26 protein-coding genes are annotated in these 24557 nt (G+C 71.0%); 17 read left to right on the plus strand and 9 right to left on the minus strand.

Features of this window, described 5'->3' with window-relative positions; all coding sequences use genetic code 11:
* The first annotated feature begins 400 nt into the window (after window positions 1-400).
* Window positions 401-694, plus strand: a complete 294-nt coding sequence (locus tag ACFYPM_RS10690) for a hypothetical protein (RefSeq protein WP_387193857.1) — start codon at window positions 401-403, stop codon at window positions 692-694.
* 4 nt (window positions 695-698) lie between these two features.
* Window positions 699-1844: a hypothetical protein gene (locus tag ACFYPM_RS10695; protein ID WP_387193860.1), complete on the plus strand. Its 1146-nt coding sequence runs from the start codon at window positions 699-701 to the stop codon at window positions 1842-1844.
* Between the two features lie 63 nt (window positions 1845-1907).
* Here the strand turns inward: ACFYPM_RS10695 and ACFYPM_RS10700 are convergent, their stop codons facing one another.
* Window positions 1908-2300, minus strand: coding sequence for a hypothetical protein (locus ACFYPM_RS10700; protein ID WP_387193863.1), 393 nt, complete (start codon window positions 2298-2300; stop codon window positions 1908-1910).
* A gap of 300 nt (window positions 2301-2600) precedes the next feature.
* Between ACFYPM_RS10700 and ACFYPM_RS10705 the strand changes: the two genes are divergently transcribed.
* From ACFYPM_RS10705 to ACFYPM_RS10715, 3 genes are read left to right on the plus strand one after another with little or no spacing between them, the layout of a single operon-like run.
* The gene (locus ACFYPM_RS10705; RefSeq protein WP_387193865.1) at window positions 2601-2939 is read left to right on the plus strand and encodes an ArsR/SmtB family transcription factor; all 339 of its coding nucleotides are present in this window, start codon (window positions 2601-2603) and stop codon (window positions 2937-2939) included.
* A gap of 3 nt (window positions 2940-2942) precedes the next feature.
* Window positions 2943-3218, plus strand: a complete 276-nt coding sequence (locus ACFYPM_RS10710) for a hypothetical protein (RefSeq protein WP_387193868.1) — start codon at window positions 2943-2945, stop codon at window positions 3216-3218.
* An 18-nt stretch (window positions 3219-3236) separates the two neighbouring features.
* Window positions 3237-4826 (plus strand): serine hydrolase domain-containing protein, encoded by a 1590-nt coding sequence (locus ACFYPM_RS10715; protein ID WP_387193871.1) that lies wholly within the window; start codon window positions 3237-3239, stop codon window positions 4824-4826.
* Between the two features lie 34 nt (window positions 4827-4860).
* Here the strand turns inward: ACFYPM_RS10715 and ACFYPM_RS10720 are convergent, their stop codons facing one another.
* Window positions 4861-5811: a hypothetical protein gene (locus ACFYPM_RS10720; protein ID WP_387193875.1), complete on the minus strand. Its 951-nt coding sequence runs from the start codon at window positions 5809-5811 to the stop codon at window positions 4861-4863.
* Window positions 5812-6263: 452 nt separating this feature from the next.
* On the opposite strand from ACFYPM_RS10720, the gene ACFYPM_RS10725 reads away from it, so the two are divergent.
* Window positions 6264-8267, plus strand: a complete 2004-nt coding sequence (locus ACFYPM_RS10725; RefSeq protein WP_387193878.1) for a HelD family protein — start codon at window positions 6264-6266, stop codon at window positions 8265-8267.
* Window positions 8268-8273: 6 nt separating this feature from the next.
* Here ACFYPM_RS10725 and ACFYPM_RS10730 read toward each other — a convergent pair whose 3' ends face one another.
* Both ACFYPM_RS10730 and ACFYPM_RS10735 read right to left on the minus strand, forming a co-directional pair.
* Window positions 8274-8939, minus strand: a complete 666-nt coding sequence (locus tag ACFYPM_RS10730) for a response regulator (RefSeq protein ID WP_387193880.1) — start codon at window positions 8937-8939, stop codon at window positions 8274-8276.
* Window positions 8936-9784 (minus strand): sensor histidine kinase, encoded by an 849-nt coding sequence (locus ACFYPM_RS10735; RefSeq protein ID WP_387193882.1) that lies wholly within the window; start codon window positions 9782-9784, stop codon window positions 8936-8938. Before ACFYPM_RS10735 ends, ACFYPM_RS10730 begins: the two co-directional genes overlap by 4 nt.
* Window positions 9785-9896: 112 nt before the next feature.
* On the opposite strand from ACFYPM_RS10735, the gene ACFYPM_RS10740 reads away from it, so the two are divergent.
* From ACFYPM_RS10740 to ACFYPM_RS10750, 3 genes are read left to right on the plus strand one after another with little or no spacing between them, the layout of a single operon-like run.
* Window positions 9897-10610 (plus strand): ABC transporter ATP-binding protein, encoded by a 714-nt coding sequence (locus ACFYPM_RS10740; protein ID WP_387193885.1) that lies wholly within the window; start codon window positions 9897-9899, stop codon window positions 10608-10610.
* Entirely contained in the window at window positions 10607-11356 is a 750-nt protein-coding gene (locus ACFYPM_RS10745; RefSeq protein WP_387193888.1) for a hypothetical protein, read from the plus strand. Before ACFYPM_RS10740 ends, ACFYPM_RS10745 begins: the two co-directional genes overlap by 4 nt.
* A complete protein-coding gene (locus tag ACFYPM_RS10750) occupies window positions 11353-11994 on the plus strand; it encodes a hypothetical protein (protein ID WP_387193891.1) in 642 nt (213 codons plus the stop codon). Before ACFYPM_RS10745 ends, ACFYPM_RS10750 begins: the two co-directional genes overlap by 4 nt.
* Window positions 11995-12102: 108 nt before the next feature.
* Here ACFYPM_RS10750 and ACFYPM_RS10755 read toward each other — a convergent pair whose 3' ends face one another.
* Window positions 12103-12699 carry a helix-turn-helix domain-containing protein gene (locus tag ACFYPM_RS10755; protein ID WP_387193894.1) on the minus strand — a complete coding sequence of 199 codons (597 nt, stop codon included), beginning with the start codon at window positions 12697-12699 and terminating at the stop codon, window positions 12103-12105.
* 89 nt (window positions 12700-12788) lie between these two features.
* On the opposite strand from ACFYPM_RS10755, the gene ACFYPM_RS10760 reads away from it, so the two are divergent.
* Window positions 12789-13430: a class I SAM-dependent methyltransferase gene (locus ACFYPM_RS10760; protein WP_387193897.1), complete on the plus strand. Its 642-nt coding sequence runs from the start codon at window positions 12789-12791 to the stop codon at window positions 13428-13430.
* A gap of 75 nt (window positions 13431-13505) precedes the next feature.
* On the opposite strand, the gene ACFYPM_RS10765 is transcribed toward ACFYPM_RS10760, so the two are convergent.
* From ACFYPM_RS10765 to ACFYPM_RS10775, 3 genes are all read right to left on the minus strand, one after another.
* A complete protein-coding gene (locus tag ACFYPM_RS10765; protein ID WP_387193900.1) occupies window positions 13506-13793 on the minus strand; it encodes a hypothetical protein in 288 nt (95 codons plus the stop codon).
* Window positions 13794-13930: 137 nt separating this feature from the next.
* Window positions 13931-14203: a hypothetical protein gene (locus ACFYPM_RS10770; RefSeq protein ID WP_387193903.1), complete on the minus strand. Its 273-nt coding sequence runs from the start codon at window positions 14201-14203 to the stop codon at window positions 13931-13933.
* A complete protein-coding gene (locus tag ACFYPM_RS10775) occupies window positions 14200-15048 on the minus strand; it encodes an NAD-dependent epimerase/dehydratase family protein (RefSeq protein WP_387193906.1) in 849 nt (282 codons plus the stop codon). Before ACFYPM_RS10775 ends, ACFYPM_RS10770 begins: the two co-directional genes overlap by 4 nt.
* A 121-nt stretch (window positions 15049-15169) precedes the next feature.
* Between ACFYPM_RS10775 and ACFYPM_RS10780 the strand changes: the two genes are divergently transcribed.
* The 5 genes from ACFYPM_RS10780 (at window position 15170) to ACFYPM_RS10800 (ending at window position 19098) form a co-directional block, all read left to right on the plus strand.
* Window positions 15170-15580, plus strand: a complete 411-nt coding sequence (locus tag ACFYPM_RS10780; RefSeq protein WP_387193909.1) for a hypothetical protein — start codon at window positions 15170-15172, stop codon at window positions 15578-15580.
* A gap of 341 nt (window positions 15581-15921) precedes the next feature.
* Window positions 15922-16437: a hypothetical protein gene (locus ACFYPM_RS10785; protein ID WP_387193911.1), complete on the plus strand. Its 516-nt coding sequence runs from the start codon at window positions 15922-15924 to the stop codon at window positions 16435-16437.
* A 50-nt stretch (window positions 16438-16487) separates the two neighbouring features.
* On the plus strand, window positions 16488-17012 hold the full coding sequence (locus ACFYPM_RS10790) for a hypothetical protein (protein ID WP_387193914.1): 525 nt from the start codon (window positions 16488-16490) through the stop codon (window positions 17010-17012).
* 8 nt (window positions 17013-17020) lie between these two features.
* Window positions 17021-18235: an MAB_1171c family putative transporter gene (locus tag ACFYPM_RS10795; protein ID WP_387193917.1), complete on the plus strand. Its 1215-nt coding sequence runs from the start codon at window positions 17021-17023 to the stop codon at window positions 18233-18235.
* Window positions 18232-19098: an oxygenase MpaB family protein gene (locus ACFYPM_RS10800; RefSeq protein WP_387193919.1), complete on the plus strand. Its 867-nt coding sequence runs from the start codon at window positions 18232-18234 to the stop codon at window positions 19096-19098. The genes ACFYPM_RS10795 and ACFYPM_RS10800 overlap by 4 nt, the downstream gene beginning before the upstream one ends.
* On the opposite strand, the gene ACFYPM_RS10805 is transcribed toward ACFYPM_RS10800, so the two are convergent.
* On the minus strand, window positions 19099-21645 hold the full coding sequence (locus tag ACFYPM_RS10805) for a tetratricopeptide repeat protein (protein ID WP_387193922.1): 2547 nt from the start codon (window positions 21643-21645) through the stop codon (window positions 19099-19101).
* Window positions 21646-22151: 506 nt separating this feature from the next.
* Between ACFYPM_RS10805 and ACFYPM_RS10810 the strand changes: the two genes are divergently transcribed.
* Both ACFYPM_RS10810 and ACFYPM_RS10815 read left to right on the plus strand, forming a co-directional pair.
* Complete coding sequence (locus ACFYPM_RS10810; protein ID WP_387193926.1) at window positions 22152-23312, plus strand: HesA/MoeB/ThiF family protein; 1161 nt, start codon at window positions 22152-22154, stop codon at window positions 23310-23312.
* Entirely contained in the window at window positions 23309-24523 is a 1215-nt protein-coding gene (locus tag ACFYPM_RS10815) for a hypothetical protein (RefSeq protein WP_387193929.1), read from the plus strand. The genes ACFYPM_RS10810 and ACFYPM_RS10815 overlap by 4 nt, the downstream gene beginning before the upstream one ends.
* Window positions 24524-24557: the final 34 nt, after the last annotated feature.

A 24557-nucleotide genomic window follows, 5' to 3' on the forward strand; every position in this document is an offset into this window, starting at 1 on the left:
TTGCAGTGGTTGCCTGATCAGGAGCGCTACCGTCCCGTCCTGCCCGTCGACCCTGCTGACCGCGTGCTCGAGGACAGCTCCGGCAATGGCGGTGCCGCGGTCGCTGCCCACGCCGCCGCGGCCGGCATACCTCCCAAGATCATTGCACCGGCGGCGACGAGCGCACCCAAGATCCCGCAAGCACATACCTCCGGCGGAGATCAACCTCCTCGGTCGCCAACCGAGCCTGCATCGCGATCTTGCACTTTCTGCCCCGACATTAGGGTGCATTACCTCTTAAATCGGCGACAGGAAGTGCAAGATCGGCGCGATTCTCCTGCTCGACGTGTTCGTCCAGGGCACCAAGACGACCGCGTAGGAGATCTGGGCGAGCCTCGGCTTCACCGCCCCGGACAACGTGGTGCTCGTCGCCGGAGCCGGCAGCCAGATCCTCGGCTGCGACATCGCCTTCTCCGAGTTGCTCGCCGCGGGACAGATCGACCGACTACCCCGGCGGCTCGTCGGGCAGCCCGAGCACTGGTCCACCATCGCCGACACCTTCAACGGTGTCGACCGGGCCGGGCGCGGCGAGCGCGTGCCAACCGTCGCCGGAGGGGCCCCTGCATCGCCACCCCCGGTACGGCGCAAACCCACGACGTTGCAGTACGTCGCGGTCGCACCCGCGGAGCCATGGGTCGACCGTCGACTATTTTGACATCGTGACACTGGTGCAGGCAGTCGAGGTCGAGGACTACCGTCCCGAGTATTCACTCCTTGTTCTGGTGGATCCGAGCGTGGAATGGGGTCACGAGGATCCGGAGGTGCCCCGGCACCGTGATCGCGGCGGTCGGCCGACCGGGACGTTCGCCGGGACCGGCGCCGGCTGGGTCACCGCTCAGGCGCCGGGCCTGACTGATCATGCGGTACGTCTCGAGCTGCACGACGGTCCGCCGCCCACTGATCACGAGGAGTTCGACGATGTCCTGGAGGCGTCCTACCGTTCGAGCTCTGGTGGGTTGTCGGTCACCACACTGACCGGCGGCGTCGGTCCCGCCGACCTCGACCTCGGTGATGCGCAGTGGTATCGGGTGCGGGTGGCGCGCCGGCAGGCGGGCACGGAGAGCACGTCCGGCTACATCTGGGTGCTGCGGTTCTGGGCCGATCCACTCATTGAGCCGCCTGTCTGGCTGGCCCGCGGCCGGTCGGCGATCGGAGGCCCGGACAACGGCTGGCACTCGGCGCTGCCGCGCTGGGTGACGGAGGTGGCGTACATTGCGGCCAACATGGCGCGGCGGCTCGGTCGACCGGTAACCCCGCAGCAGGTCGAGGACGGCTTCCACTCGCCTCCGTCGTATCCGGTCGGTTGGCTGGACGAACCGTTGTGGCCGCGTCCGTCAGCCACCGGCCACGTCGCGCCCGGGTACCGCGCCCGGGAGGCCGCGGAGCAGCGCCGGCTCGACGAGATCGCGGCCGAACTGGGCGTGCCTCCCGTACGTCGCAAGCGCGACGTGTTCCCGCTACTGGTCGCTGCCGGCATTCTGGTGTGCGAGGGAAACGACGCCTACCGGGCTGGCCAACCCGCCCGGATCGACACGGTTCTGTCGTTGCCTCCCGATGAGGTTGCGGCGGTTCGGCAGCGGGACTTGCGTTGCCGCTACGACGCTGTCGCCCAGGATCTCGAAGCGGTACTGCGCTGGACACCCCGGACTCCGCTGGAGACCACGCCGGCAGAGTTGGCGCAACGGCTGCTGGTGAGCGAGGTGGAACTGGGCGAGGCGCTGGCCTACGCGCAGGAGACCGCTCTGGTGCACACCGAGGACGGACGCCCGCTGCGGCTGTGGCTTGGCCCCCGGGGCACATCCTGAGCCGGCCGTTCTCGCCAACCTCGTCGGAGCCGCTTCGCCCACGAGGTCGGTGCGCTCGCGAGGTCAGCCGGCCCGCCAACCGGCCGGGTCGACACCGCCGGGCACCGGCGCCGCAGGGTCGTAGGGCTGCCGGGTGAGGACGAAGGTGCCGAGATCGAGGTGCGTGACGACGCCAGCCGCGTCGCGGTGCACTCGCAGCCGTTCGCCGGCGAAGTAGCCGTTGAGCCCCTCCCAGCCACCGTCGCCGGTGGGGCGCAACCGGGTGCCACGCCCGCCGGCCAGCGGGACCAACTCCACGAAGTCGTCAGCCTGCGGGCGCAGCAGATAAGGGGCCGGTCCCCAGTACCACGGGCCGGCGAGGTCCAGTAGCTGTGGATCAACTGAGGGCAGCGGTCGCCACGGCGCAGGGATCCGCGGCTCCCGCTCGGCAACCGTCCACCCACGCCGGACGGCCATCACGCACCACGGCAGCGACGACTGAAGGCGCCCGACCCGTCACCTGACCGGTGGCCAGCCGGTGGACCAGCGCACGTCGGGTTTCGGGCAGCAGCGGCGTCGGGATCGGTGACATGTGGGCAACCTACCGGGCGTCCCCGGCCCACACAGCTCCGTCACGCTCCGACGAGGCCGGATCCAGGCCGGCGAGTGCTCGCGGCGCCCGGCACGGCGTTGACACCACCCAATCATGGTGTCAGGATTCCTTTACACCCCCGGTGTCACAGAAATCTGACACCAGTGCCGAGGAAGGATCCCCGGATGAGCGGCACCCTGCGGACCGGTGACGAGCTGGTGTCGCTGCTGGCCGCGCTGGCCAGCCCGCACCGACTGCGGATCCTTGCCGCGCTCAGCCAGGGCCGCGCCTACGTCAGCGAGCTCGCACGGCGGCTGCAGATGAACCGACCGCTGCTCTACATGCACCTGCAGAAATTAGAGGCAGCCGATCTGGTGACCGGTGAACTGGTCACCGCACCGGACGGCAGCTCGGTGAAGTATTTCCAGGCCACGCCGTTCACGGTGTCCCTGGACCTGGCGGCGGTCGCGCTGGCCGCGCAGACCCTGACCGGCGCGGAGCCGGCCAGAGAACAGGAGAAGTGAGCAATGACCCAGCAGATGGCGTCGGACGTGGCGCAGACCTCCACCATCGCCTCGGCGGTGATCGTGGCGACGGTGATCGTCGTCGCCGGTCTCGTCGGGCTCGGCCTCTATCGCGCCCGTTACGCCGCGACGCGGGAGGAGGGTTACCGGCTGCTGGCCGAACGGAGCGCCGACGGAGGCCAGGCCATGGCGGACGAACTCACGCGGGTGCGGGCAGAGCTCGGCGAGGTCAGGCATCGGCTGGCCGCGCTGGAGAAGCTCCTGAGCCAGATCGGCTGACGCGGAAGGGCGTGCGGCATGAGCGGATGGATCCGATTACGACGGCAAGCCGGGCGGCTGGCCGCGGTGGCGGGCTGCCTGACACTGCTGGCCACGACGGCCGCGCCGGTCGCCGCCGACCCGGTGCTCAACCACGTCGCACCCGGCGACGAGTTGGCCGCCGGCGAGGACTACCTGCGCGCCTACCAGGAGCAGACCAGGGCACCCGGGCTGGCGTACGCGGTGGTGCGCGGCGACACGGTCCTGCGCAGCGGCGCCTGGGGCGTCGACGGCGACGGCCGCCCGATGACCGCACAGACACCGTTCCTGCTCGGTTCGACGAGCAAGTCGTTCACCGCACTCGCGGTGGCGCAACTGGTCGAGGCCGGCCGCGTCGACCTCGATGCCCCGGCGGCCACGTACCTGCCATGGCTGGCACTGGGTGACGCGCACACCGCGCGGACGGTCACCGTCCGCCAGCTGCTGACCCACACCAGCGGCCTACCGGAAGTCTGGAGCACCGGCCTGACCGACCGCTACGACAACCGACCTGGCGGCCTGACCCGGTCCGTGCGGGACCTGGCCACCCTGCGACCGACCGCCGCCGTCGGACAGCGCCACGAGTACAGCGACGCCAACTACATGATCCTCGGCGCGCTCGTCGAGGACGTCACCGGCGACACCTTCGGCGCCTACCTACGCCGCCACGTGCTCGACCCGCTCCAGATGACGCACGCCGCGGCCACCGTCGACGAGGCCCGCGCGGTCGGAATCCCGGCCGGGCACCGCTACTACCTCGGCCAGCCGCAGCGCTTCGCCGCGCCGTTCGACACCGCCGGAGTGCCGTACGGCTTCCTCGCCGCCAGCCTCGACGACCTGACCCACTACGCGATCGCGCAGCTCAACGGTGGCCGCTACGGCAACACTCGGATCCTCGGCGCCGACAGCACGAAACAGATGCACACCGGCACCGTGTCCACAGGTCACGGCAGTTACGGGTTCGGCTGGAGGAACAGCACCCTCGACGGCGTCGGCACCCGCGTCGTCTGGCACGCCGGCGCGACCCCGGACTATTTCGCCCACCTCGTGCTCGTACCCGAGTCGAACCTGGCCGTCATCATCATGACCAACATCTACGGTCTGCCGATGGATGCTCCGCTCAGCGCCGGAGCGTTCAATCTCGCAAGGATCCTGCACGGCGCCACGCCCACGGCCGCCGCCGCCGACCCGGTTCACCTCTGGGCGCTGACCGGCCTGCTCGGCGTCGCCGTGGTGTTGATCGCCGTCCTGGTCTGGTCCTGGACCCGCCTCATCCGCAGGCTCCGGCACGGCATCCTCCCGCCCCGCTCACGCGCCCGTTCCCTGATCGCCACCACCGTTTGGACGGGCGGTTCCGCCGCTGTGGCAGCCGGCGTCGCCAGGACGCTGCCGTCCTTCTGGCAGGGCGCCGACCTCGGCAAACTCCAGCTGTGGGCACCCGACATCGGCCACGCCATCATCGCCGTGGTCGCCCTGGCGATCACACTCGCCCTGACCCGACTGGCCGTAGGCCTGTCCAGCATGGTCCCCTCCCGTCCGACGGCCACCGACCCGACAAGGAGTCCGCAGGCCGTCATCCCGACCACCTGACGCGATGCAGCCCACCGGTCCGCCGCCAACGGCGTCAGCTCTGCTGGTAGCTCACGGCGGCGAAGCCGCACGGTTGGTGCAGGTGCAGGTAGTAGGCACCCTCGCCATAGTCGTCGAGGTCCGCGCCGCCAACCAGACCCACGTAGTCCATCGGTTGGTGGCAACCGGGGCAGTCGGCGGGCTCGGCGTCCTGGATCCAGTCGGGCATCCCGCCCAGCGTCGAACCGCCGCGACGCCACGCGCTGGCCTGGTAGGGGTTCGTCCGGGCCGGCCCCAGGATCGGCGCCAGCGTCGGCGGGTCCTCCGCTTCGGTGGAACCGAGGTAGCTCGGGCGGGTGTTGCCAGGCCACCACGTGGTGGTGCCGGCCGCGGTGACCTGGCTGTACAGCGTCGTGTAGCAGGAGCAGAAATGGCAGGTCTCGATGACCAGCCGGCCGGACCAACCCGTGTGAGCCAGCGCGGCGCCGACGGCAGGTTCCGCGCTGTCGAGGTCCGCGGCGGCCCACAACGGCGACGCGCACCACGGACAGGTGGGGCTGTCCACGCGCCGCGGCGTCTCCCGCATGACCCACTGGTACGCGATGCCGCCGCACAGATCCCGGCGGCTGCCGTCCGGGCCGACCGTCCAGCCGGCCTTTTCGGCGTACTTCACTGCACTGACGTGCAACTCCTCGGCGCCAGCCGGTGGTTGGGTCGTCCAGCGGCGCAGAGCGCTCACGGCCAGCGGGTGAGCGGTGTGCGCCAGGATGGCGAAAAGCCGATCGAGGTCGTACAGCGTCGTGCCGCCGTCGATCCGCTCGATGACCCGGCGGACCACGTCGACCTCCGCCGCCCGGTACAACGTCGGCGGCCACAGCACGTCACGGTCAAGCAGGTCTGCGAGGTGCGGAGTCAGCCTCCCCGGGTCCGTGTCCGCGATCGCGGACAGTTCCTCGATGGCCTCGTCGTCTTCGGCGGCCAACTCCTCGATCAGCTCCTCGATCACGAGGCGATGGTAGTCACATCAATCAACCGGCAAGCGCCCCGGTCACCGCGTGACCAACGGCGCCATAGGAATGTCCGCGTTCAGATCAGATAAGGACCGAACTGTCAACAAGCGAATATGGATTGGAGGATGCCACCGGGACCGCATTCGCAAGGCATTGAGATTCGCGTCTCTGGCGACAGAATTCCTGGCCGATGAGGAAGATGAGTTCTATGCTCGCTCGGGAATAGGCCGCGGCTCATCCGCGGCCCGGGGGACCACAAGCACAGGGATTGCGAATGCGCCAGGATTCCGCTCTGCACCACGGCACTGCTGGCAAAGGCGAAGGCACACCCGAAGGCGAATCACCAACTGCCACGGACGACGTCGCCCGGCGATCAGCGGTCGCTGAGGAACAGACATTTCTCGACCTGGCCACGGCCCGGCGCGACGGGTTGGCCGACCACCTCCGGGTGGAGCTTTCGGCCGAAGCTTTGGACGCGGTGGAACAGGCCCGGCAGCGCATGCTCGCTCAGCGGTACGAAGAGCTGCGGCAAGCACGGGAAGGGCTGGTCTTCGGCCGCCTCGACGGCCTCGACGGCACCGTGCGACACGTCGGCCGCATCGGTCTCCGCGACGACGGCGAGGACGATGAGCCCCTGCTGGTGGACTGGCGTGCGGCCGCGGCGCGGCCCTTTTACACCGCGACGGCTGTCGACCCGCAGGGCCAGGCCCGGCGCCGGCACATCCGCACGAGCGGGTCGACGGTCGTCGGCGTCGACGACGAGCCACTGGACGGGGCCCTGTCGGCGGAACTCGTCGGTGAGGGCGCTCTCCTGGCCGCCCTCGACCAGCGACGCACCGGCCGCATGTCGACGGCGATCGCCACGTTGCAACGCGAACAGGACGACATCATCCGGGCCGAGGCGACCGGTCCGCTGATCGTTCAGGGTGGGCCTGGCACCGGCAAGACCGTGGTCGCCCTGCACCGCGTCGCCTACCTGCTGTTCGCCCGCCGGGCAATTGCCGACCAGGCGGTCCTGGTCCTCGGCCCCTCGCCACGATTCCTCGAGTACATCGCCCAGGTGCTGCCCGCGCTCGGTGAGACCGCCGTCGTCTCGGCGACCTGCGACACCCTGTTGCCGGGGATCCGGGTGGGCCGTGACGAGAGCCGGCAGCTCGCCGAGATCAAGGGCCGCGCCCTCTGGCAGTCCACGTTGGAAAGCTACGTCACGTCGCTGCTCCCCCGGCCCCGTGAGCTGAAGCTGCGCTGGCAGGGCGAGTTCTACGCCATTCCCGCCGAGACGGTGGCGCAGTCGCTCGCCTCGGCGGTGCAGGGCCGGTCGTACCATCGCGCCCGCGCGGTCTTCGCCGAGCAGCTGCACCACCTCCTCGCCGACGCCGTCGTCGAGCAGCGCGAGACGCTGATGAACGAGATGGAGGAGGGCTTCGAGGACATCCTCGCCCGGGTCGACCGGGGCATGGCGCGCGAGCACCATTCCGGCCGCGCGTCCACCGGCAGTGACGTCGACGGCCTGCTCTCCGACGAGGAGGTCGAGGATCTTCGTTCGCGGATCGCCGGCAGCGCCAGCATCGCCCGATTCGTCGAGGCCTGGTGGCCCACCCTCGACGCCGAAACCCTGCTGGGCGCCCTCCTGACCGACCGCACCCTGCTGGCCCGGTTCGCCCCGCAGCTGTCCCCGGCGGAGATCACCGCCGTCTCGGCCGAGCCGACCCCGTGGGCACCGAGCGACATCGCCCTGCTCGACGCCCTCGCCGACCTGCTGGGCGAGGGCGCAGCCCCGCAACCACAGGGCGAGTTCGTCGCCGACCGCGCCCGCCGACAGCGCGGCTGGGTGTACGGCCATGTCGTCATCGACGAGGCCCAGGAGCTGTCCGAGATGCAGTGGCAGATGGTCGTGCGCCGCTGTCCCAGTCGCTCCATCACGGCGGTCGGTGACATCGACCAGGCGGAGGCGGCGCACCGGCACCGCAGCTGGGCGGAAGCGGTACAGGCTGTTTTCGGAGACCGGTGGACCGCCGCGACGCTGACCATCTGCTACCGGACCCCGCGGGAGGTCATGGATCTCACCGGGCCGGTCCTGACGAAAGCTGGCAGCCACAACGCGCCGCCGCGGGCGGTACGCTCCTCCGGCATCGCCCCCTGGGAGCTCACCACCACACCCGCCGAGCTTGCCGAGGCCGCCGTCCAGGCGGTGCGAGAGCTTCGGCAGCGGTGGCGTGGCGGCACGGTCGGCGTCATCGCATCCGCCGACCGCATCAACGAACTCCTGGCCGTGCTGAGCGACGTGCCGGTGCTCACCGCGGCCCAGGCCAAGGGTCTGGAGTGGGACGCGACGCTCCTCGTCGACCCCCAGGGCATCGCCGCCGAACCGCGCGGCTGGAACGGCCTCTACGTCGCGCTCACCCGGTGCACCCAGGAACTCGGCCAGGTGATCCTCGCGCCGCCGACGTAGCTCGGTTCAGCGGCGGGGCCGCACCAGGCCCGCGTCGAACGCCGCGATCACGAGCTGCGCCCGATCCCGTACGGCCAGCTTCGCCATCAGGTGCGTGATGTGCGTCTTCACCGTCTTCACCGAGATGACCAGCGCGGTGGCGATCTCGTCGTTCGACAGGCCGCCACCGATCAGCGTCAGCACCTCCACCTCACGGCCGGTCAACCGCCGCAGTGCCGGCGTCGGTCGATCCGGTCGGGGCGCCGTGACGTAGTGCGCGACGAGCCGGGTGAGGATCGACGGCGCGAAGAGCGACTCGCCACGGTGGGTACGACGGATCCCCTCGATCAGCTCCTCGGGGCGGGCGTCCTTGAGCAGGAAACCGGACGCTCCCGCGTGCAACGCCTCGTAGACGTACTCGTCGAGCTCGAACATGCTCAGGACCAGGACGCGGGCGGTGGACAGGGCGGGGTCGGCACAGATGCGCCGGGTGGCCGTGAGGCCGTCCAGGTGCGGCATCCGAACGTCCATCAGGACGACGTCGGGGCGGGTGGTACGGGCGCACGCCACGGCCCGCGCGCCGTCACCTGCCTCGCCCACGACGGCCAGGCCCGGTTCGTTGTTGATGATCATGGCGAGGCTGTGCCGCAGCAGCGCCTGGTCGTCCACCAGCAGCACCCGGATGTCGCTCACGCCGCCTCGTCCCGGATCCGCGCGGTCAGGCGGAAACCCGCGTCGACGCGCTGCGCCGACAGGGTGCCGCCGAGACTAGCGACCCGCTCCCGTAACCCGGCCAGCCCGTGTCCGGCGCCCGGCGAGGCCCGCCAACCATCGAGTGACGGGCCGGTGTCCGCCACCGTGACCACCACGTGCGGCCCGTCCCGGTACACCCGTACCCGCGCGTCCGTCGGTCCCGCGTGCCGCGCGGCGTTGCTGAGCGCCTCCCGCACGGTCTTGCAGACGGCGACCTGGACGCCCTGCGACACCGGGCCGAGCGGCTCGACCGTCAGCCGCGCCCGGACCCCGGCCAGCGACGCCCCGCGCACGATGCCGGGCAGGTCGTCGAGGTTGTCCACCGGCGCACGGAGGCTGGCCGCGGACGGCTCCCGCAGGACGGTGAGCATGCGGCGTAGCTCGGCGGTGGCGTGCCGGCTCGCGTCCTCGATGTCGGTGAGCGCCACCTGCACCTCGGTCGGCTTGGGTAGGTGCCGGGTGGCCGCCGCGCGGACCGTGATGAGACCCAGGCCGTGCGAGACGATGTCGTGCAGGTCGCGGGCGATCCGCAACCGCTCGGCGAGCACCGCCTCGGAGGCGGCCCAGGCGGTCAACCGCGACTCGTAGGCGGTGCGGTCGGCGCGGGACCGCCGCACCGCCCATATCGCGGCCGCGACAGCGCCGCCGACGATCAACGACGGCAGCACGACGGCGAGCGGACCCTGCGTGCCGACCGTGCACATCGCCATCACCAGCACGCTGACCACCACGGCGACCACCGGCACGGTCCTGGACCGCCCGGAGGGGCGCGGGTGGACGTTCACCTCCCCGACTGTAGTTCTCAGACCAGGGTCTGACGGTCCGTGGACCGACCGGGCCGGCGGGATCCGAGGACGGTCCGATGTGTGCGGGCCGGACCACCTGTTGACTCGACCCATGATCACGATCGATCGCGTCAGCAAGACCAAGAGCGGGACGCGGATCCTGCACGACGTCACCTTCGAGGCCCGACCCGGCCGGGTCACCGGCTTCCTCGGGCCGAACGGAGCCGGCAAGACGTCGACGCTGCGGATCCTGCTCGGCCTGGACAGACCGCAGAGCGGGACCGCGCTGATCTGCGGACGCCCGTACCGGGCACTGGGCCGCCCGCTGACGACCGTCGGTGCCCTCCTCGACGGCAGTGGCGCGCACCGGGCTCGCCCGGCCCGCGCCCACCTGCGCTGGGTGGCCGCCAGCAACGGTCTCCCGGACTCCCGCGCCGACGAGGTCCTCGAGACCGTGGGTCTGACCGGCGACGCGCGCAAGCGGGCCGGCCGCTTCTCCCTGGGCATGAGCCGCCGGCTCGGGCTCGCCACCGCGCTGCTCGGTGACCCGGAGGTGCTGGTCCTGGACGAACCGGTCAACGGCCTCGACCCGGCCGGGATCCGCTGGATGCGCGGATTCCTGCGCGACAGCGCGGCGCAGGGCCGCACCGTCCTGCTGTCCAGCCACCTGATGGGCGAGTTGGCGGAGATCGCCGACGACGTCGTCGTGATCGACAAGGGTCGGGTCGTGACACACGGCAAACTCGCCGACGTCACCGGCGGTCACCGCACCCTGGAGGACGCCTTCTTCGCGCTGACCGCCACCGAGGCGGGTGGCCCGTGGTGAACCTGGTCCGCGCCGAACTCCGCAAGCTGCTCGGCCTGCCCACCGCCTGGGTCGGTCTGGTGCTGGGCACGCTCGTCGCACCGGTGGTCGTCGTGCTGAACGCGCCGTACACCCGCCGGGCGATCGCCGCCGGCACGCTCACCGACACGTCCGACCTGGGCCTGCGCGACCTGGGTATCGGCCTCATCGGTCCGATGGTCCTCGGCGTCATCGTGGTGAGCAGCGAGTACACGTCCACCGGTCGGGACGCCCCCGGCGCCCGCCAGCTCACCGCCACGCTCGCCGCGGTCCCCCACCGGCTGCGGCTGCTCGCGGCGAAGACCATCGCGCTGGTGCTCGTCGTCGCGACACAGGCAGCGGTCACGACCGCCGCCACCCTCACCCTCACCCAGGCGCTGCACGGCGAACACGTGCCGGTACCCGCCCCGGCGCGCGTCGCCGCCGCGATCCTCTACTGGACGCTCACCGCGCTCCTCGCGTACGCGATCACGCTGATCACCCGCAACGGCATCGTGCCGCTGACCCTGCTGATCATCAACAGCTCCGTCGTGTCCGTGTCGTACCTGCTGACAAAGGTCACCGACCTCGCCTCCTACCTGCCGGACATTGTCGGAGCGCAGATGTTCATCCGCGGGTCGGACTTCCCCGTCGAGGTTGCGCCGGTGACCGCCGGCCTGGTGATGACGGCCTGGATCGCCGCGTTGCTCGCGGTCGGCGCCGTCCTGTTCCAGCGGCGTGACGTGTGAACACCGTCCGCGCCGAACTGCGCAAACTGCTGACCCTGCCGTCGTTGCGCCGGACCGCGCTGCTGACCTGGGCCGCCACCGTCCTGCTGACGTACGCGTACGCGTCCGCCGAGTCCTCCGGTGAGCCGCTCGGCGACGACGCCGCCCTGGCCCCGCTCGGTTACACCCAGGCCGGTTTCCTGGTGCTCGGCGTGCTGGCCGCCACGTCCGAGTACCAGGAGGGCGACCAGATCCGGGCCACGCTGCTCGCGATGCCCCGCCGTCTGCCCCTACAGGCGGCGAAGGCCCTCGCGCTGGCTGCTCTGACGCTCCCGGTGGCCACCGCGACGGCGGCCACCAGCACCCTGCCGGGCGGCGAGGCGGCCCGGATACCCGCCGCGGCCGCGTACCTGACGCTCACCACGCTGCTGGCGGCGGCAGTCGCCACCGTCGTCCGCCGTGCCGTGCCCGCCGCGATCGCGCTGCTCGGTCTGTACTTCGTCGCCGGCCCGCTGCTGCGGGCCGGCGACCCCGCCAGCGCCGCCTACCTGCCGGACACGGCCGCCCTCGACCCGTCGCACGGCGCCGCCGCCACGATCGCGTGGACGTTCGCCGCCCTCACGCTGGCCGCGCTGACGTTCCGTCGCCGCGACGCGTGACACCCGGTGGTCCCCCGCGCCAGCGGGGGGTGAACTGAACCTCGCCATCGCCCGGAGCCCCACCAGCCTCGCCGCGCTGGTTGCCGTCGCCCACCCGGGTACCCGTCGCTAACTCGATTCGTGGCGCTGGGGGGCGGCGCGGACGTGCGCGCGTTCGCCCTGCTTGCCGACGAGGCTGAGGAACTCCACCGGACCGGAGCTGGTGGCGCCGAACCAGTGCGGGGTGCGGGTGTCGAACTCGGCGGCCTCGCCGGGTTCGAGGATGAGGTCGTGCTCGCCTAGCACGAGTCGGAGTCGGCCGTTGAGGACGAAGGCCCAGTCGTAACCCTCGTGGGTGCGAAGGTCGGGTTCGGCGTCGTCGCGGCCGGCCGGGAGGACGAACTTGTAGGCCTGGATGCCTCCGGGCCGGCGGGTCAGCGGCACGACAGTGGAGCCGTCGCTGGTGGGCAGCGGGCGCATGTTGACGCGTGGGTCGCCGGTCGGCGGCGCGTCCACGAGTTCGTCGAGGGTGACGCCGTACGCGCGGGCCAGCGGGAGCAACTGTTCGAGGGTGGGACGCCGGAGGCCGGCCTCGAGCCGGGAGAGGGTGCTTGTCGAGATGCCGGTCTCCGCAGCGAGGTCGGTCAGGGTGATGTCGCGGCGCTGCCGCAGCCGCTTGAGCCTCGGCCCGACGGCGTCCAGGGTGCGGTCAGTCGACTCGTCCATGGCCCCAGTTTGCCATTTGGCAAAAGGTTTTGCGGATCCGTCCGCTTCTGGTCACTGTTGAGCGCACCTACCACCAACGGAGACCCTTGATGACGCACTCGTTCGACAAGGATTACTGGGACCAGATCTGGGACGGCGATCGTGCCGCCGCCATGGCCGCCGGCCAGCCCAACCCGCACCTGGTGCGGGAGGTCGGTGACCTTTCGCCCGGAACGGCCCTCGACGCGGGTTGCGGCGCCGGGGCCGAGGCCATCTGGCTCGCCACCGGTGGCTGGCAGGTCACCGCGGCTGACATCGCCACCGCGGCGCTCGCCCGCGCGGCCGAGCGCGCCGCCGCCAGCGGTGTCGCCGCACGGGTGCGCTGGGTGGAGGCGGACCTGTCCAGGTGGCAGCCGGACGCACGGTACGACCTGGTCACCACCCACTACGCGCACCCCACGATGCCGCAGTTGGACTTCTACGACCGCATCGCGTCCTGGGTGGCCCCCGCCGGCACCCTGCTCATCGTCGGCCACCTCCACCACCAGGATCACGCCTCCGGCGGGCACGGGCACGATTGGGCCGGGCCGCCCGCCTCGGCCTCGGTGACCGCCGCCGAGATCAGCGCGCGCCTCGACCCGCTGGTCTGGGAGGTCGTGACCGCTCGGGAGGCAGCCCGGGCCGTGCCGGGGCACGGCGGCCACGTAGCCTCGATCCACGACGTGGTCGTGCGGGCCAGCCGCCGTTCCTGACCTGCCCAGTCGACCAGCTCTTGGCGCGCCGCGCGATCCGGGTGAGGCGTGACTGCGTGGCCCCGTTGGTGTCCGCTAGCGGAAGCTGGGCGCCATGCTGTCGCTGGAGTGCCGGCCACCGCGACCCGAGCAGTAGGCGTACGACCAACCCCCGCTTCTGGCGTTCTTCCACGACCCAGTCTGGACAGTCTCGTCGGCACACCGGGCGGTGGCGCGCACCTGCGTGCCGCTGGAATATCCGGTGCAGCTGACCCCGTAGGTGTTGGAGTCCCACCACTCGTCGCAGCTGCCGGCCGCCGAGGCCGGTGTGGCACCGACGGCCAGGAGGGTGCCGGTCGCCAGGGCGATTGAGGCCAGAGCCATTGCTGCACGTCTGCGAACCATCATGCTCCTTTGTGGAAGGACCGCCCCCCGGAACTCGCTTCGTGAAGCCGGACCGAGGGGACGCCGTCGAGATCGATCGTCTCATCCTGACCTCCGGTCCGCCAGGCGAGAGGGAGTCAGCGCAGTTGTCGATGGCCAGGATCGCGCTGGTCGGGGCCGACGATGAGGTTGCGGACCAGGGGCTTGAAAGCGGAACGTCCGCCGTCGTCGACCGCGACAACCACAGGTAGCGAGTCATCAGCATCCGGCGACGCATATGTCACCACCCAATAGCGCAGGTCGCGCACCTGGAGGACACGCTGCACGATCTCGACCCGAGCACCGAGGCCAGGGCGAAACAGGCGCGGCCGAAAAGCACGGACGGTTGGTGACGGACCGGCCAGCTTCACGACGGCTGATCGTCCGCACCCGTGGCAGGGGACGACGCGACGTGGCGGAGGGAGTATTCGGCGCTGGTGTAGGCGCCGCCCTGAAAGGCGGCCGCGTCGATCGGCGCATCCGCACCGGGCACCTGATCGGCGTAACTCTCCGCGTTGTCCACCGGCAGATAGCCGAGCCGCGCTCCGGCGGTGGTGTCCCAGAACCCGCGGGTGTTGGCGGAAACGGCATAGGCGGTCGCGAAGTGAACGTCGGGCGCGGTGATGGCCGCGCGAATGAAGCCGCAGCCGTCGCGCGGGCTCAGCCAGGTGGCCAGATACCGGGTCTCGGCCGGCTCGTCCTCGAAACTGCCGATGCGCAGGCACACCACCGACACCCCGAACTTGTCGGCGTACAGGCGTCCGAGCGCTTCCACCGCGACCTTGCTGACCCCGTAGAACCCGTCCGGCCGAACCGGCGCGTCCGGTGCGACGACCTGCCCGACCCGGTAGAAGCCGGTGACACGGTTGCTGCTGGCCAGCACCACTCGCCCGACCGCTTGCCGGCGGGCTGCCTCCAGGACGTGGTAGGCGCCCAGCACGTTGCTGTCCAGCAGGTCGGCCAGGGGCGCCTCATCCGGGAGCCCGGCCAGATGCACCACGGCGTCCGCCCCCGCCAGGGCCGCGACGACAGCGTCCAGGTCCGCCAGATCCAGTTGCAGCGCCCGCTCTGTCGGTGCTTGTGGATGCACCGCAACCCGGTCGACCAGCACGAGTTCGCGAACCTCGCCACGAAGCTGTTGGCGGACCGCGGAGCCGATCCGACCTGCCGCGCCCGTGACCACGACCGTGCCCAGAGGTGAACTCATGGCCCACATCCTGGCGGCACCCACCGACAACCCGACGCCACTGCTGGGGCCGGCTGGCGTCCCGGGTCGGTGATCAGAGCGCAGATGACGCGGGCCACCTGGCCCGGCGCGGACGTAGGAGGATGTCGCGGTGGCCGATGAGCAACGCGTCTTCTTCAATCCGCCGCCGTCGACACCGGCCGAGGTGCGCGCCGCGCTCGACCGTGGTGATCTGCCCGCCGCGCTGGACGCCATGGTCGGCACCGCGCTGTACGGCGACGGAGACTGGCGGGAGGCGCAGGAGCTGCATCTTCGGCTGCTCGAACACGAGGATCACGAGGTCAGTGCCCTCGCCGCGACATGCCTCGGGCATCTCGCGAGGGTCTATCGTCGGCTGGACGAACGCCGGGTGGTCGCCGCCCTGCGCCGAGCGCTCGCACTGCCCCACATCCGCGGCACCGCCGAGGATGCCCTGGGGGACATCGGGATGTTCCTGCACCCGCCACAGACCCGGTGGCGCCGACGGGCTCGGTCCGCGATCCGCCCCTGGAGATGGATCTGACGCCACGGCAGCAGGATGAGATGGCCGGCGTCCGGGGGTGCGGGTGCCGGTGGCGTCCGCCCCTCCGCCACCGGCGAGCCGCGTCAGCAGTGCTGCAGGAGGAGTCCCCCCGTCCTGCTCCTCGCGGAGCTGACCCCTCCCACGGCTCCTCCCCGTTCGGCTGGCGGACCTCGGGTTCGCCCGCCACGCAACGGGTGTTGAGCAGATTGGCCAAGCGCTCAACACGCGTTGCTCCAAACAGGAGCGAGCATACGCTCACGTTCCGTGCACGTGTCAACATCTGTTTCGTTGCGGCATGCATCTGCGACACTGTCGTTTCGGTGCCTGGAGGGTGAAGAATCATGGCCGACGATCGACACGCAGAGCGGGAGTTGCCGCCCCTCGACACGCTGGCCGCGAGGCTCGAATATCTGTTCGACGAGATCCGCCCCACCCGGGATGAGCTCAGCGACTCCGACGAGCCCGGTCGCAAGTACACGAACAGAGAGATCGCCGACAAGATCAACGAGGCCGCGTCCGAGACGGGTGTCACCATCAGCGCCGCCTACATCGGAGAGTTGCGCCGCGGGGTGGCAGGTGATCCCCGCACCTCACACGTGCGTGCCCTGGCCGCCGCCTTCGGCGTGAACTCGGGCTACTTCGTCGACGACGCGGCGGCTCGGCGGATACAGGACCAGATCACGCTCCTGCGCGAGCTGCGTCGGATGGACGTCAAGCAGGTGGCGCTGCGCCAGGTGCTCGCCGACAACGGGCTCTCCGCGACCGACACCCAGCTCATCGAGCAGATGGTGGTCCGTCTGCGGGCCGTGGCCGAGAATGCCGCCGCGACCGGTTCCGCGCCCGGCGAGCGCAGATAGCCGTGCACATCCTCCGGTGGGAGTACGTCGACGAGCAGGGGAACGCTGACGTGAGGTTGTACCGATTGCGCAGGCGCTGCGAGCGGATCGTCGCCGAGCTCGAGGTGCCGGAGCCATTCGACATCCAGACACTGTGCGACGCGCTCGGCGAGCGACGCGGCCGGCCCATCCACCTGGTGCCGATCAAGTTGCCGGCGCAGACGGTGTGCGGAATGTGCGTGCCGACCGGCGACTTCGACGCCATCTTCTTCGAGCAGGACACCTCGCCGCTGCACCAACAGCTGATCATCGGCCACGAGCTGGGTCACCTGCTCGCCGGTCACCGGGCGACCGAGGTACTGGACGCGAACGCGTCCCGACTGTTGCTGCCGGATCTCGACCCGCGGCTGGTCCAACGCAGCCTCGGCCGCAGCAACTACGCCGCGGCCGAGGAACGCGAGGCGGAGATGATCGGCTCGCTGCTCCTGCGGCGGCTCCGGGGCGGGCGCGGCGACGTGGACGACGAGCCGCTGGACGGCCAGGACGCCGAGCTGTACGGCCGGCTGCGGCACTCACTTGAGCACCCCCACTGGTAGCCGGAGCGATGGATACCGTCCTGTACAGCGTGTGCGCCATAGCCGGCTGGATCGCCGTCGGCTACCTGGTGCGACTCCAGCGCCGGCACCCGAGCCCGGCCCGCCGTGCGATCTGCGTGGGCCTCGGGGCGTTCGCCGCCGGGATCACCGCCGCCATCCCGCCGATCGCGACCGCGATCGACCAGGCGTCCGGCCTGCCCAACCTGGCCAAGGTCATCTCCCACGGCTGCGCGCTGACCATTTCCGCCAATGCCGAGATCATGCTCCTGCACCTCGCGCTCCCAGCGACGAAGGCCGCCACCCGGGCCCGCGTGTGGGTGTGGGTCACCGGGCTCGCGTTCCTCGTCATGGCCGGCCTCTTCGCCTACACCCTCGGCTACGACGACCCGGTGCTCCTGACCGTCGAGTACGCGACCGACCCCGTCGTGACCGCCTACCTGCTGATCTTCCTGATGCTCGGCTTCTTCGCCTACTGCGTCGACATCACCCGGTTGTGCTGGGGGTTCGCGAAGATCTGCGGTCGACCCTGGTTGCGCCGTGGCCTGCGCATCACCGCGGTGGGCGCGGCCTTCGCACTGCTCTACAGCGTCAACAAGATCGCGTATCTCGTCGCCTACTGGGCCGGCCACCAACCCACCGGCGAGCGACAGATCGCCGCGGTCCTGGTGACCATCGGCGCGCTGCTCATCACGATCGGCCTCACCATGCCCGCCTGGGGGCCCACCCTGCGGATCACGCGTCGGTGGGAGGACTTCCACTCCTACCGGCGGCTCGAACCGCTCTGGCGGGACCTCATCGCGGCCCTGCCCGAGCTGGAACTCGACCCCGCCCTGCGCCGGCCCCGCACAGCGGTGCGCGACATCGACTACGCGCTGACCCGCCGGGTGGCCGAGATCCGCGACGGCCGCCTGGCACTGCGCCCGTACAGCGACGTCAGTGTGACGGCGCTGGCCGAGCAGTTCGCCGAGCAGGCCGGTCTGACCACGCGGGAGCGCCAGGCGGCCGTCGAGGCGGCACACCTGGCCTGCGCGCTGCGTCGGCACGGCGCAGGTCTCGTGGCCACCAGCCCGCACCCCGCGGACGAGTTGCACCGCCCGGACGACGGCTACGCCGGCGAGGTGGCCTGGCTGACGCTCGTCACCGACGCCTACGCCCGCTCACCGGTGGTGGCGCAGACCCTCGCCGCGACCGGCAAGCTCACCACTGGAGACGCCCACCGATGAGAGGCCGCTACGCGAACCTGACCCGTACCCGTGCTCTGGACCCGGAGCGCGACTACCTGGACATCTACCAGACCATGCTGCGTCACGAGTTTCCGTGGGACCTGAAGCTCGGGCTCAACCTGGCCTTCAACAGGTCCTTCTCCATCCCCGCCATGGCCGCGGTGCACACGGCCACCGGTGAGCTGACCGAACGCACCCAGAAGCGGATCGACGACACCGGCCTGCTGATGTACGAGATGGTGCTCAACGGGTTCGAGCAGCCCCGGGGCCGGGACGCGTTGCGGCGCGTCAACCAGATCCACCGCCCGTACGACATCAGCAACGACGACTTCCGCTACGTCCTGGGTTGCCTCGTGGTGGTTCCGACCCGGTGGTTGCAGGAGTACGGCTGGCGCCCGCCCTGCTGCCACGAGCGGCAGGCCACGTACCTGTTCTACCGTGAGCTGGGCCGGCGGATGAGCATCACGGACATCCCCGGGTCGTACGACGAGTTCGAGACCTGGTTCGACGCCCACGACGCGACTCACCTCCAGCCCAACGACGAGGCCGCGGCGATCGAGCGGGCCACCCGGATGCTGATGCTCACCCGGATTCCCCGGCCGCTCGCGCCGCTGGGAAACGCGCTGGTCAGCGCGATGTACGATGCGCCGCTCCGCCGCGCGATGCGGGTCGACGCGCCACCGTGGGCGGTCCGGGCTGGCCTGCACGTCGCGCTGAAGACGCGCGCGAGGGCGCAGCGGTGGTTCGGAGCGCCCCGGAAGACGGCGTTGTTCGCCGACGGGATCAACGCCAAGAGCTACCCCGACGGGTACGAGATCAGCCAGCTCGGTCCGCGGCCCGACCCGCCGGCCACGCTGGGGTGATCAACCGCAGCTCACGGTGCTCACCAGGAGCTGTCCCGTCAGGTCCGGGCTCCCGGGCCCGAGGCCGTCGCTGTCGAGGGCGGTGAGGTGGGCGCGGATCTCCTCGGCCTCGGGCATGTCCAGGTCGGTGTAGAGGGTGAGCGCCCGTTGGAAGTGAGCACGGGCGGACGTGGGGGCCGCGAGAGCGCGGTGGGCGTGACCGAGGCCGGCGTGGGTGCGGGCGTGCTCGTGATACGCGCCGATCTCGACGACGATCGTGTGTGCCGCGCTGTGGTGGACAAGGGCGTCCGCGGCATCGCCCGTGACGCGAGCCGCCTCGGCGATCCCGTTGAGCGCGCTGGCCTCCCCGTACCGTTCGCCGGTCTCGCGGAAGATGTCCAGCGACTGCTGGTGATGGCAGCTGGTCTGGCCGAGACGGGTGTGCAGCGTGCCGAGGCTGTTCAGCGTCCACGCCGCACCCGTGTGATTGCCGAGCTGGCGGTACATGGCCAGGGCCCGCTCCAGATGGATCCCGGCGGCCCGGTGCCGACCCAGCCGGATCTCGATGTCGCCGAGAGTGTTCAGCGTCCAGGCCTCGCCGGTACGGCCGCCCAGTCGCTGGAACAGGATCAGGGACCGTTGCACGTGCTCGGCGGCCAGCCCGTACCGACCCAGTTGCGCTTCGACCTCACCGAGGTTGTTCAGCGCGTGTGCCTCCCCGGCGTGGTGGCCGGCCTGCCGGAACAGGGCCAGGGCCTGGCGGTAGCTGGCGGCGGCGGACCGGTTGCGGCCGAGCTGCGACTCGATCACACCGACGTTGACAAGCGCGCGGGCTTCACCGACCTGGTCGCCGATTCGTCGAAACAGGCTCCGGCCCTGCTGGAGGTGCTCGGTGGCCGGCCCGTACCGGCCGAGCTGCGCGTGGGTGGCGCCGAGGCTGGTCGAGGCGTGGGCCTGTCCGGCTGGGTCACCGGCACGTCGGGCGGCGGTACGCGCGTGCTCGTGGATGGCCAGGGCGTCAGTGGGATACCCACCGTGCAGATACTGGAACAGACTGGCCGACAGCCGGGTGGTGTGGGCTGACCAGCCGTGGGCGGCGGTGTACGCGGCGACGGCGACCAGGGCCGGGCGTTCGGTGTCCAGCCAGCCGCGGGCGGTGTCCGAGTCGAGCGACGCCGCGAACGGCGAGCCACCGGATGACGCCTCGCGGTGCGACCCGGCCGGGTACAGGACGTCCATGGCCGCGGCGGCGGTGGCCACGTAGTAGTCGAACAGGCGGGTCAGGGCGGCCCGCCGTTCGGGTGGTGGGTCCTCGTCACCGCACCGGCTGGCGGCGTACGCGCGAACGAGGTCGTGCAGGACGTACCGGCCGGGGGCGACCTGTTGCAGCAGGTGGTCCCGGTGGAGGTGGCGCAGGTGGACCTCCGCGTCGGACGGGCGGACGCCGGTGAGGGCGGCGACGGCCCAAGCGTCGAAATCATCCCCGGGGTGTGCCGCCACGAAACGCAGCAGCCGTCGCCGCTCGGTGGGCAACTCCCGGTAGGAGAGGTCGAACGCGAGCTCCACGCTGACGTCGAGGCGCCGCTGGTGGTGACGCTCGTCGAGCCGGTCGGCGTGATCGGTGAGCGTCCAGCCGGAGGTGCTTCTGAAGTGCGCGTTGACCAGCCCGAGCGCAAGGGGGAGGTGGCCGCACCGCTGCGCGATCCGGGCCACCGCGTTCGGGTCGGGACCGCCGGGCAGGGGCGGGCCACCCCCGGCGAGCAGCGCGGCCGACTCCTCCCCAGTGAACAGGCCCACGGTGAGCGGCGTGGCGTGTGGTAACTCGCTGAGGTCGCGTCGGCTGGTGATCAGCACCGGGCAGCCCGGGATGCCGGGCAGCAGCGGGCGGGCCTGTTCGGCGTCGCTGGCGTTGTCCAGCACCACCAGGGTGCGGGTGCCGACCAGGAGGCGGCGATAGGCGGCAACCCGGGCGGGCAGGTCGTACGGGATCTGCTGGCCGGCGACGCCGAGCAGGCGCAGGAAGCCCTCCAGGACCGAGGCCGGGTCGGCCGGCGGTTGACCGGGGTCGGGGTGGAATCCGCGCAGGTTGACGAAGAGGATCCGGTCGAACGGCTTGCGCCGGTGCAGGGCATGCGCGGCGTGGATGGCGAGTTGGGTCTTGCCGACGCCCGCCATGCCCTGGATCGCCAGCACGACCGGGCCGCCATCCACCTCGCCCCTGCGCAGCTCACGCCGGAGCCGGTTCAGCGCGGCGGTACGACCGACGAAGCCGACGAGGTCCTGCGGCAGGTTGTCCTGCACCCGTACCTGCGCTGCCGCCCGGGCCTCCCCGCCGACGACTCGAAGCGCCTGCCGCCACTGCGCCACGTACCCGACGTCCGGATGCAGCGCTTCGACAACGGCGATCACCAGATCGGTGTTGAGCCGCCTTCGCCCGCCTTTGAAGCAGTCGGCGACAGTCGTCCTGCGGGCCAGCACACCACCGGTCCGGCCGGTGGCCTTCCCGGCCGCGTTGATCCGAGTCTTGATCGTGTCGTAGGACGGGTCACCAGCCCAGACCTTCAACATCCGTAGTCGTTGGGCCACCTCGTCAAGTGAGTCGGCAGGTCCGGGATCCGGCGGAGCCACACCGCTTGCACTCGATGGCGACTCGGTCACGGCGGCTCCTGGACGGTCCTGATCTCGGGTTTGTACCCCTACTAGACCCGCACGGTCCGGCGGCGTCACCTGATCTGTCCTTGATCCGCCGGGTGGACCGGAGGACCCCGGTGGTGGCCGTCCGGGATCGTCCGGGATTCACCAACGGCCCGGCGGCCCGCCACAGACTTCACCGAGGTGCTGGTCCACGCACCGGCCGGCCTCCGCCGGTCCCGGTCGGGCCAGTCGGAGAACCCGGGAGGGAGGTGTCGCCATGAAGATCCAGATCCGTCGTCTCGAGAAGATCGAGACCACTGTCATCTGCGCTTGCAGCCCCTGCACGGACTGCTGACCCGAGTGTCCTGGTCACCGCCCGCCCTGGCGGGCGGTGACCAGGACCGCCACGACGACCTGAGCACCCGAAGGAGTGAGTACGGATGAGGCGACCCCGAATCAAGAGCGTGTTTCCACCCATCCCGCTGGGCGACGGCCGCATCCGCATCGGCGGCGGCGACTATGGCATCGCCTCGGAGATGGTCGACGACGAGCACGGCAACACCTGGCACCTGTTGAACCTGCTGGACGGCACCCGGACCCGGCAGGAACTGGCGGAGGCGATGGCGGAGCACGATCCGGGCATCACCGCCGTCGACGTCGACGAGTCCGTCGACGCGCTGATCGGCATGGGCTTCGTGGAGGACGCCGCCGTACCCCCGCCGGCCCGGCTGCCCGCCGTGGAACGCGAGCGGTACCGGCGCAACCTCGAGTTCTTCTCCTACTTCCACAAGCCGCCGCTGACCGCGGCCGACTTCCAGCTCCGGCTGCGCGACGCCCGGGTCACGGTGCTCGGGATCGGCGGCCTCGGGTCGTACGTGGCCATGAGCCTGGCCGCCATCGGAGTCGGCGACATCCTGCTCGTCGACGACGACGACGTGGAACTGATGAACCTCAACCGCCAGGTGCTCTACACCGACGCCGACGTCGGACAACCCAAGGTGACCGCCGCCGTCCGCCGGCTGGCCGAGATCAACCCGCACGTGCGGATCAGCGCGCGCAACGCGCGGGTCGACGGGGTGGCGGCCGCCCGCGCCGCCATGTCCGGCCGGGACCTGGTGATCTGCGCCGCGGACCGGCCCCGCCTCACGCTCTACCAGTGGCTGAACGAGGCTGCCCTGCGGGAGGGCACCGCCTGGATGCGTGGTTCCAACGACGGGCTCACGGTCAGCCTCTTCCTGCACGTGCCCCACCAGACCGCCTGCTTCCAGTGCGTCGAGCAGGACGCCGCGGCCAACCACCCGGAGTACACGCCGATGGCCGAGTATGTGGTCGGGGTGATCGGCGACCGGACCATCAACCCGTGCAACGCGCCGATGGCCGGGATGATCGGCAACCTGGCTGCCCTGGAGGCCGTCAAGTACCTCACCGGCATGGCGGAGCCGGTCATCGTCGGCCGGAAGCTCGTCGTCGACGTGCACCGGATGGAGACGCAGTTCGCCGAGGGCACGCTGCTCGACGACTGCGCCGCCTGCGGCCCGGGCGGTCGGGTCCCCCGCCCCGGCGACCTGCGGGCCCCTGTTGTGTCCGGGTCCGCGACGTGACAAGCACGCTCACCGACACCGCGGTCGTCCGGCTGTATCCGCTGCACATCGGCGAGAGCGAGGACGGTGTGTGCGAGGTCGGCCGGGTCGACACCGGCACCTTCGTCGAGCTGCCGGCCGAGGGCGTCGACCTCGTCCGGTGGCTCGGCGCGGGACTGCCGCTCGGCGAGGTCCGTCGACGGTTCGCCGACCGGTACGGCACCGAGCCGGACCTCGCCGACTTTCTCGACGGCATCGCGTCCTGCGGCTTCCTGCTCGTGGACGCCACGACGGGTCACGCAGGCGCGCCGGCGACCGGGGCCGGCAGCCCCGCGACCGCGGACCGCCGGGGAATGGCGGTGCTGGCGAACCTGCCGCCGCACCGGGTGTCCTGGCTGCTCGCGCCGCCGATGCGGCTGCTCTACGTCGGCAGTTGGTTGACCGTGCCGGTGCTGCTGGTGCTCGTACCCTCCCTGCGGCCCATCCCGGCCGACGCGTTCCTGCTGGACGGGGTGTTGGCCAACGCCCTGGTGGTCGCGATGGTGGCCTGGGTGCTGGTGCTGCTGCACGAGTTGGCGCACGCGGCCACCGTGCGGGCGCTGGGCGTCACCGGACGGCTCTCCATCAGCCGAAGGCTGTGGTTCCTGGTGGCGCAGACCGAGATGTCAGCCGTCCGGTCCGTGCCCCGGCGCCGCCGTTACGCCCCGTACCTGGCCGGGCTGACCTGGGACCTGTTGCTCATGTCGGTCTGCCTGGTGCTGCAACTCGCAGGGGTGCACGAGCGGCTGGTGCGCGGCGTCGTCTACACGCTCACGCTGTCGGTGGTCTACCAGTTCCTGGTGTTCATGCGTACCGACATCTACTACGTGCTGGGCAACTGGCTGCGGCTGGGCGACCTGATGGGTGACACCCGGCGGTGGCTGGCCAACCAGCTGCGGCGGCTGGTCGGCCGCGACGCCGGGCACGACCTCGGCGGTGTGCCGGCCCGGGAACTGCGGATCATCCGCTGGTACGCGCCGTTCTACCTGCTGGGCTCGCTCGCCGTGACCGCGGCGCTGCTGGCCCTCACGGCGCCCGCCATGGTCACGATGGTCCGGCTGGCCGTCGACGGGATCGACGCTCCGGTCGACGGGCTCGCCTTCTGGAACGGCGTCGGCTTCCTCGCGCTCGTCGCCCTGCAACTCGCCACCTTCGGCTGGGTCCTCGTCACCGAACGTCGAACCGCCGCCTGATCGGCTCGTCCACCGCAGCCCACCACTACCAGCA

The organism is Micromonospora sp. NPDC005203 (genome assembly GCF_042872705.1).
Classification (GTDB): domain Bacteria; phylum Actinomycetota; class Actinomycetes; order Mycobacteriales; family Micromonosporaceae; genus Micromonospora.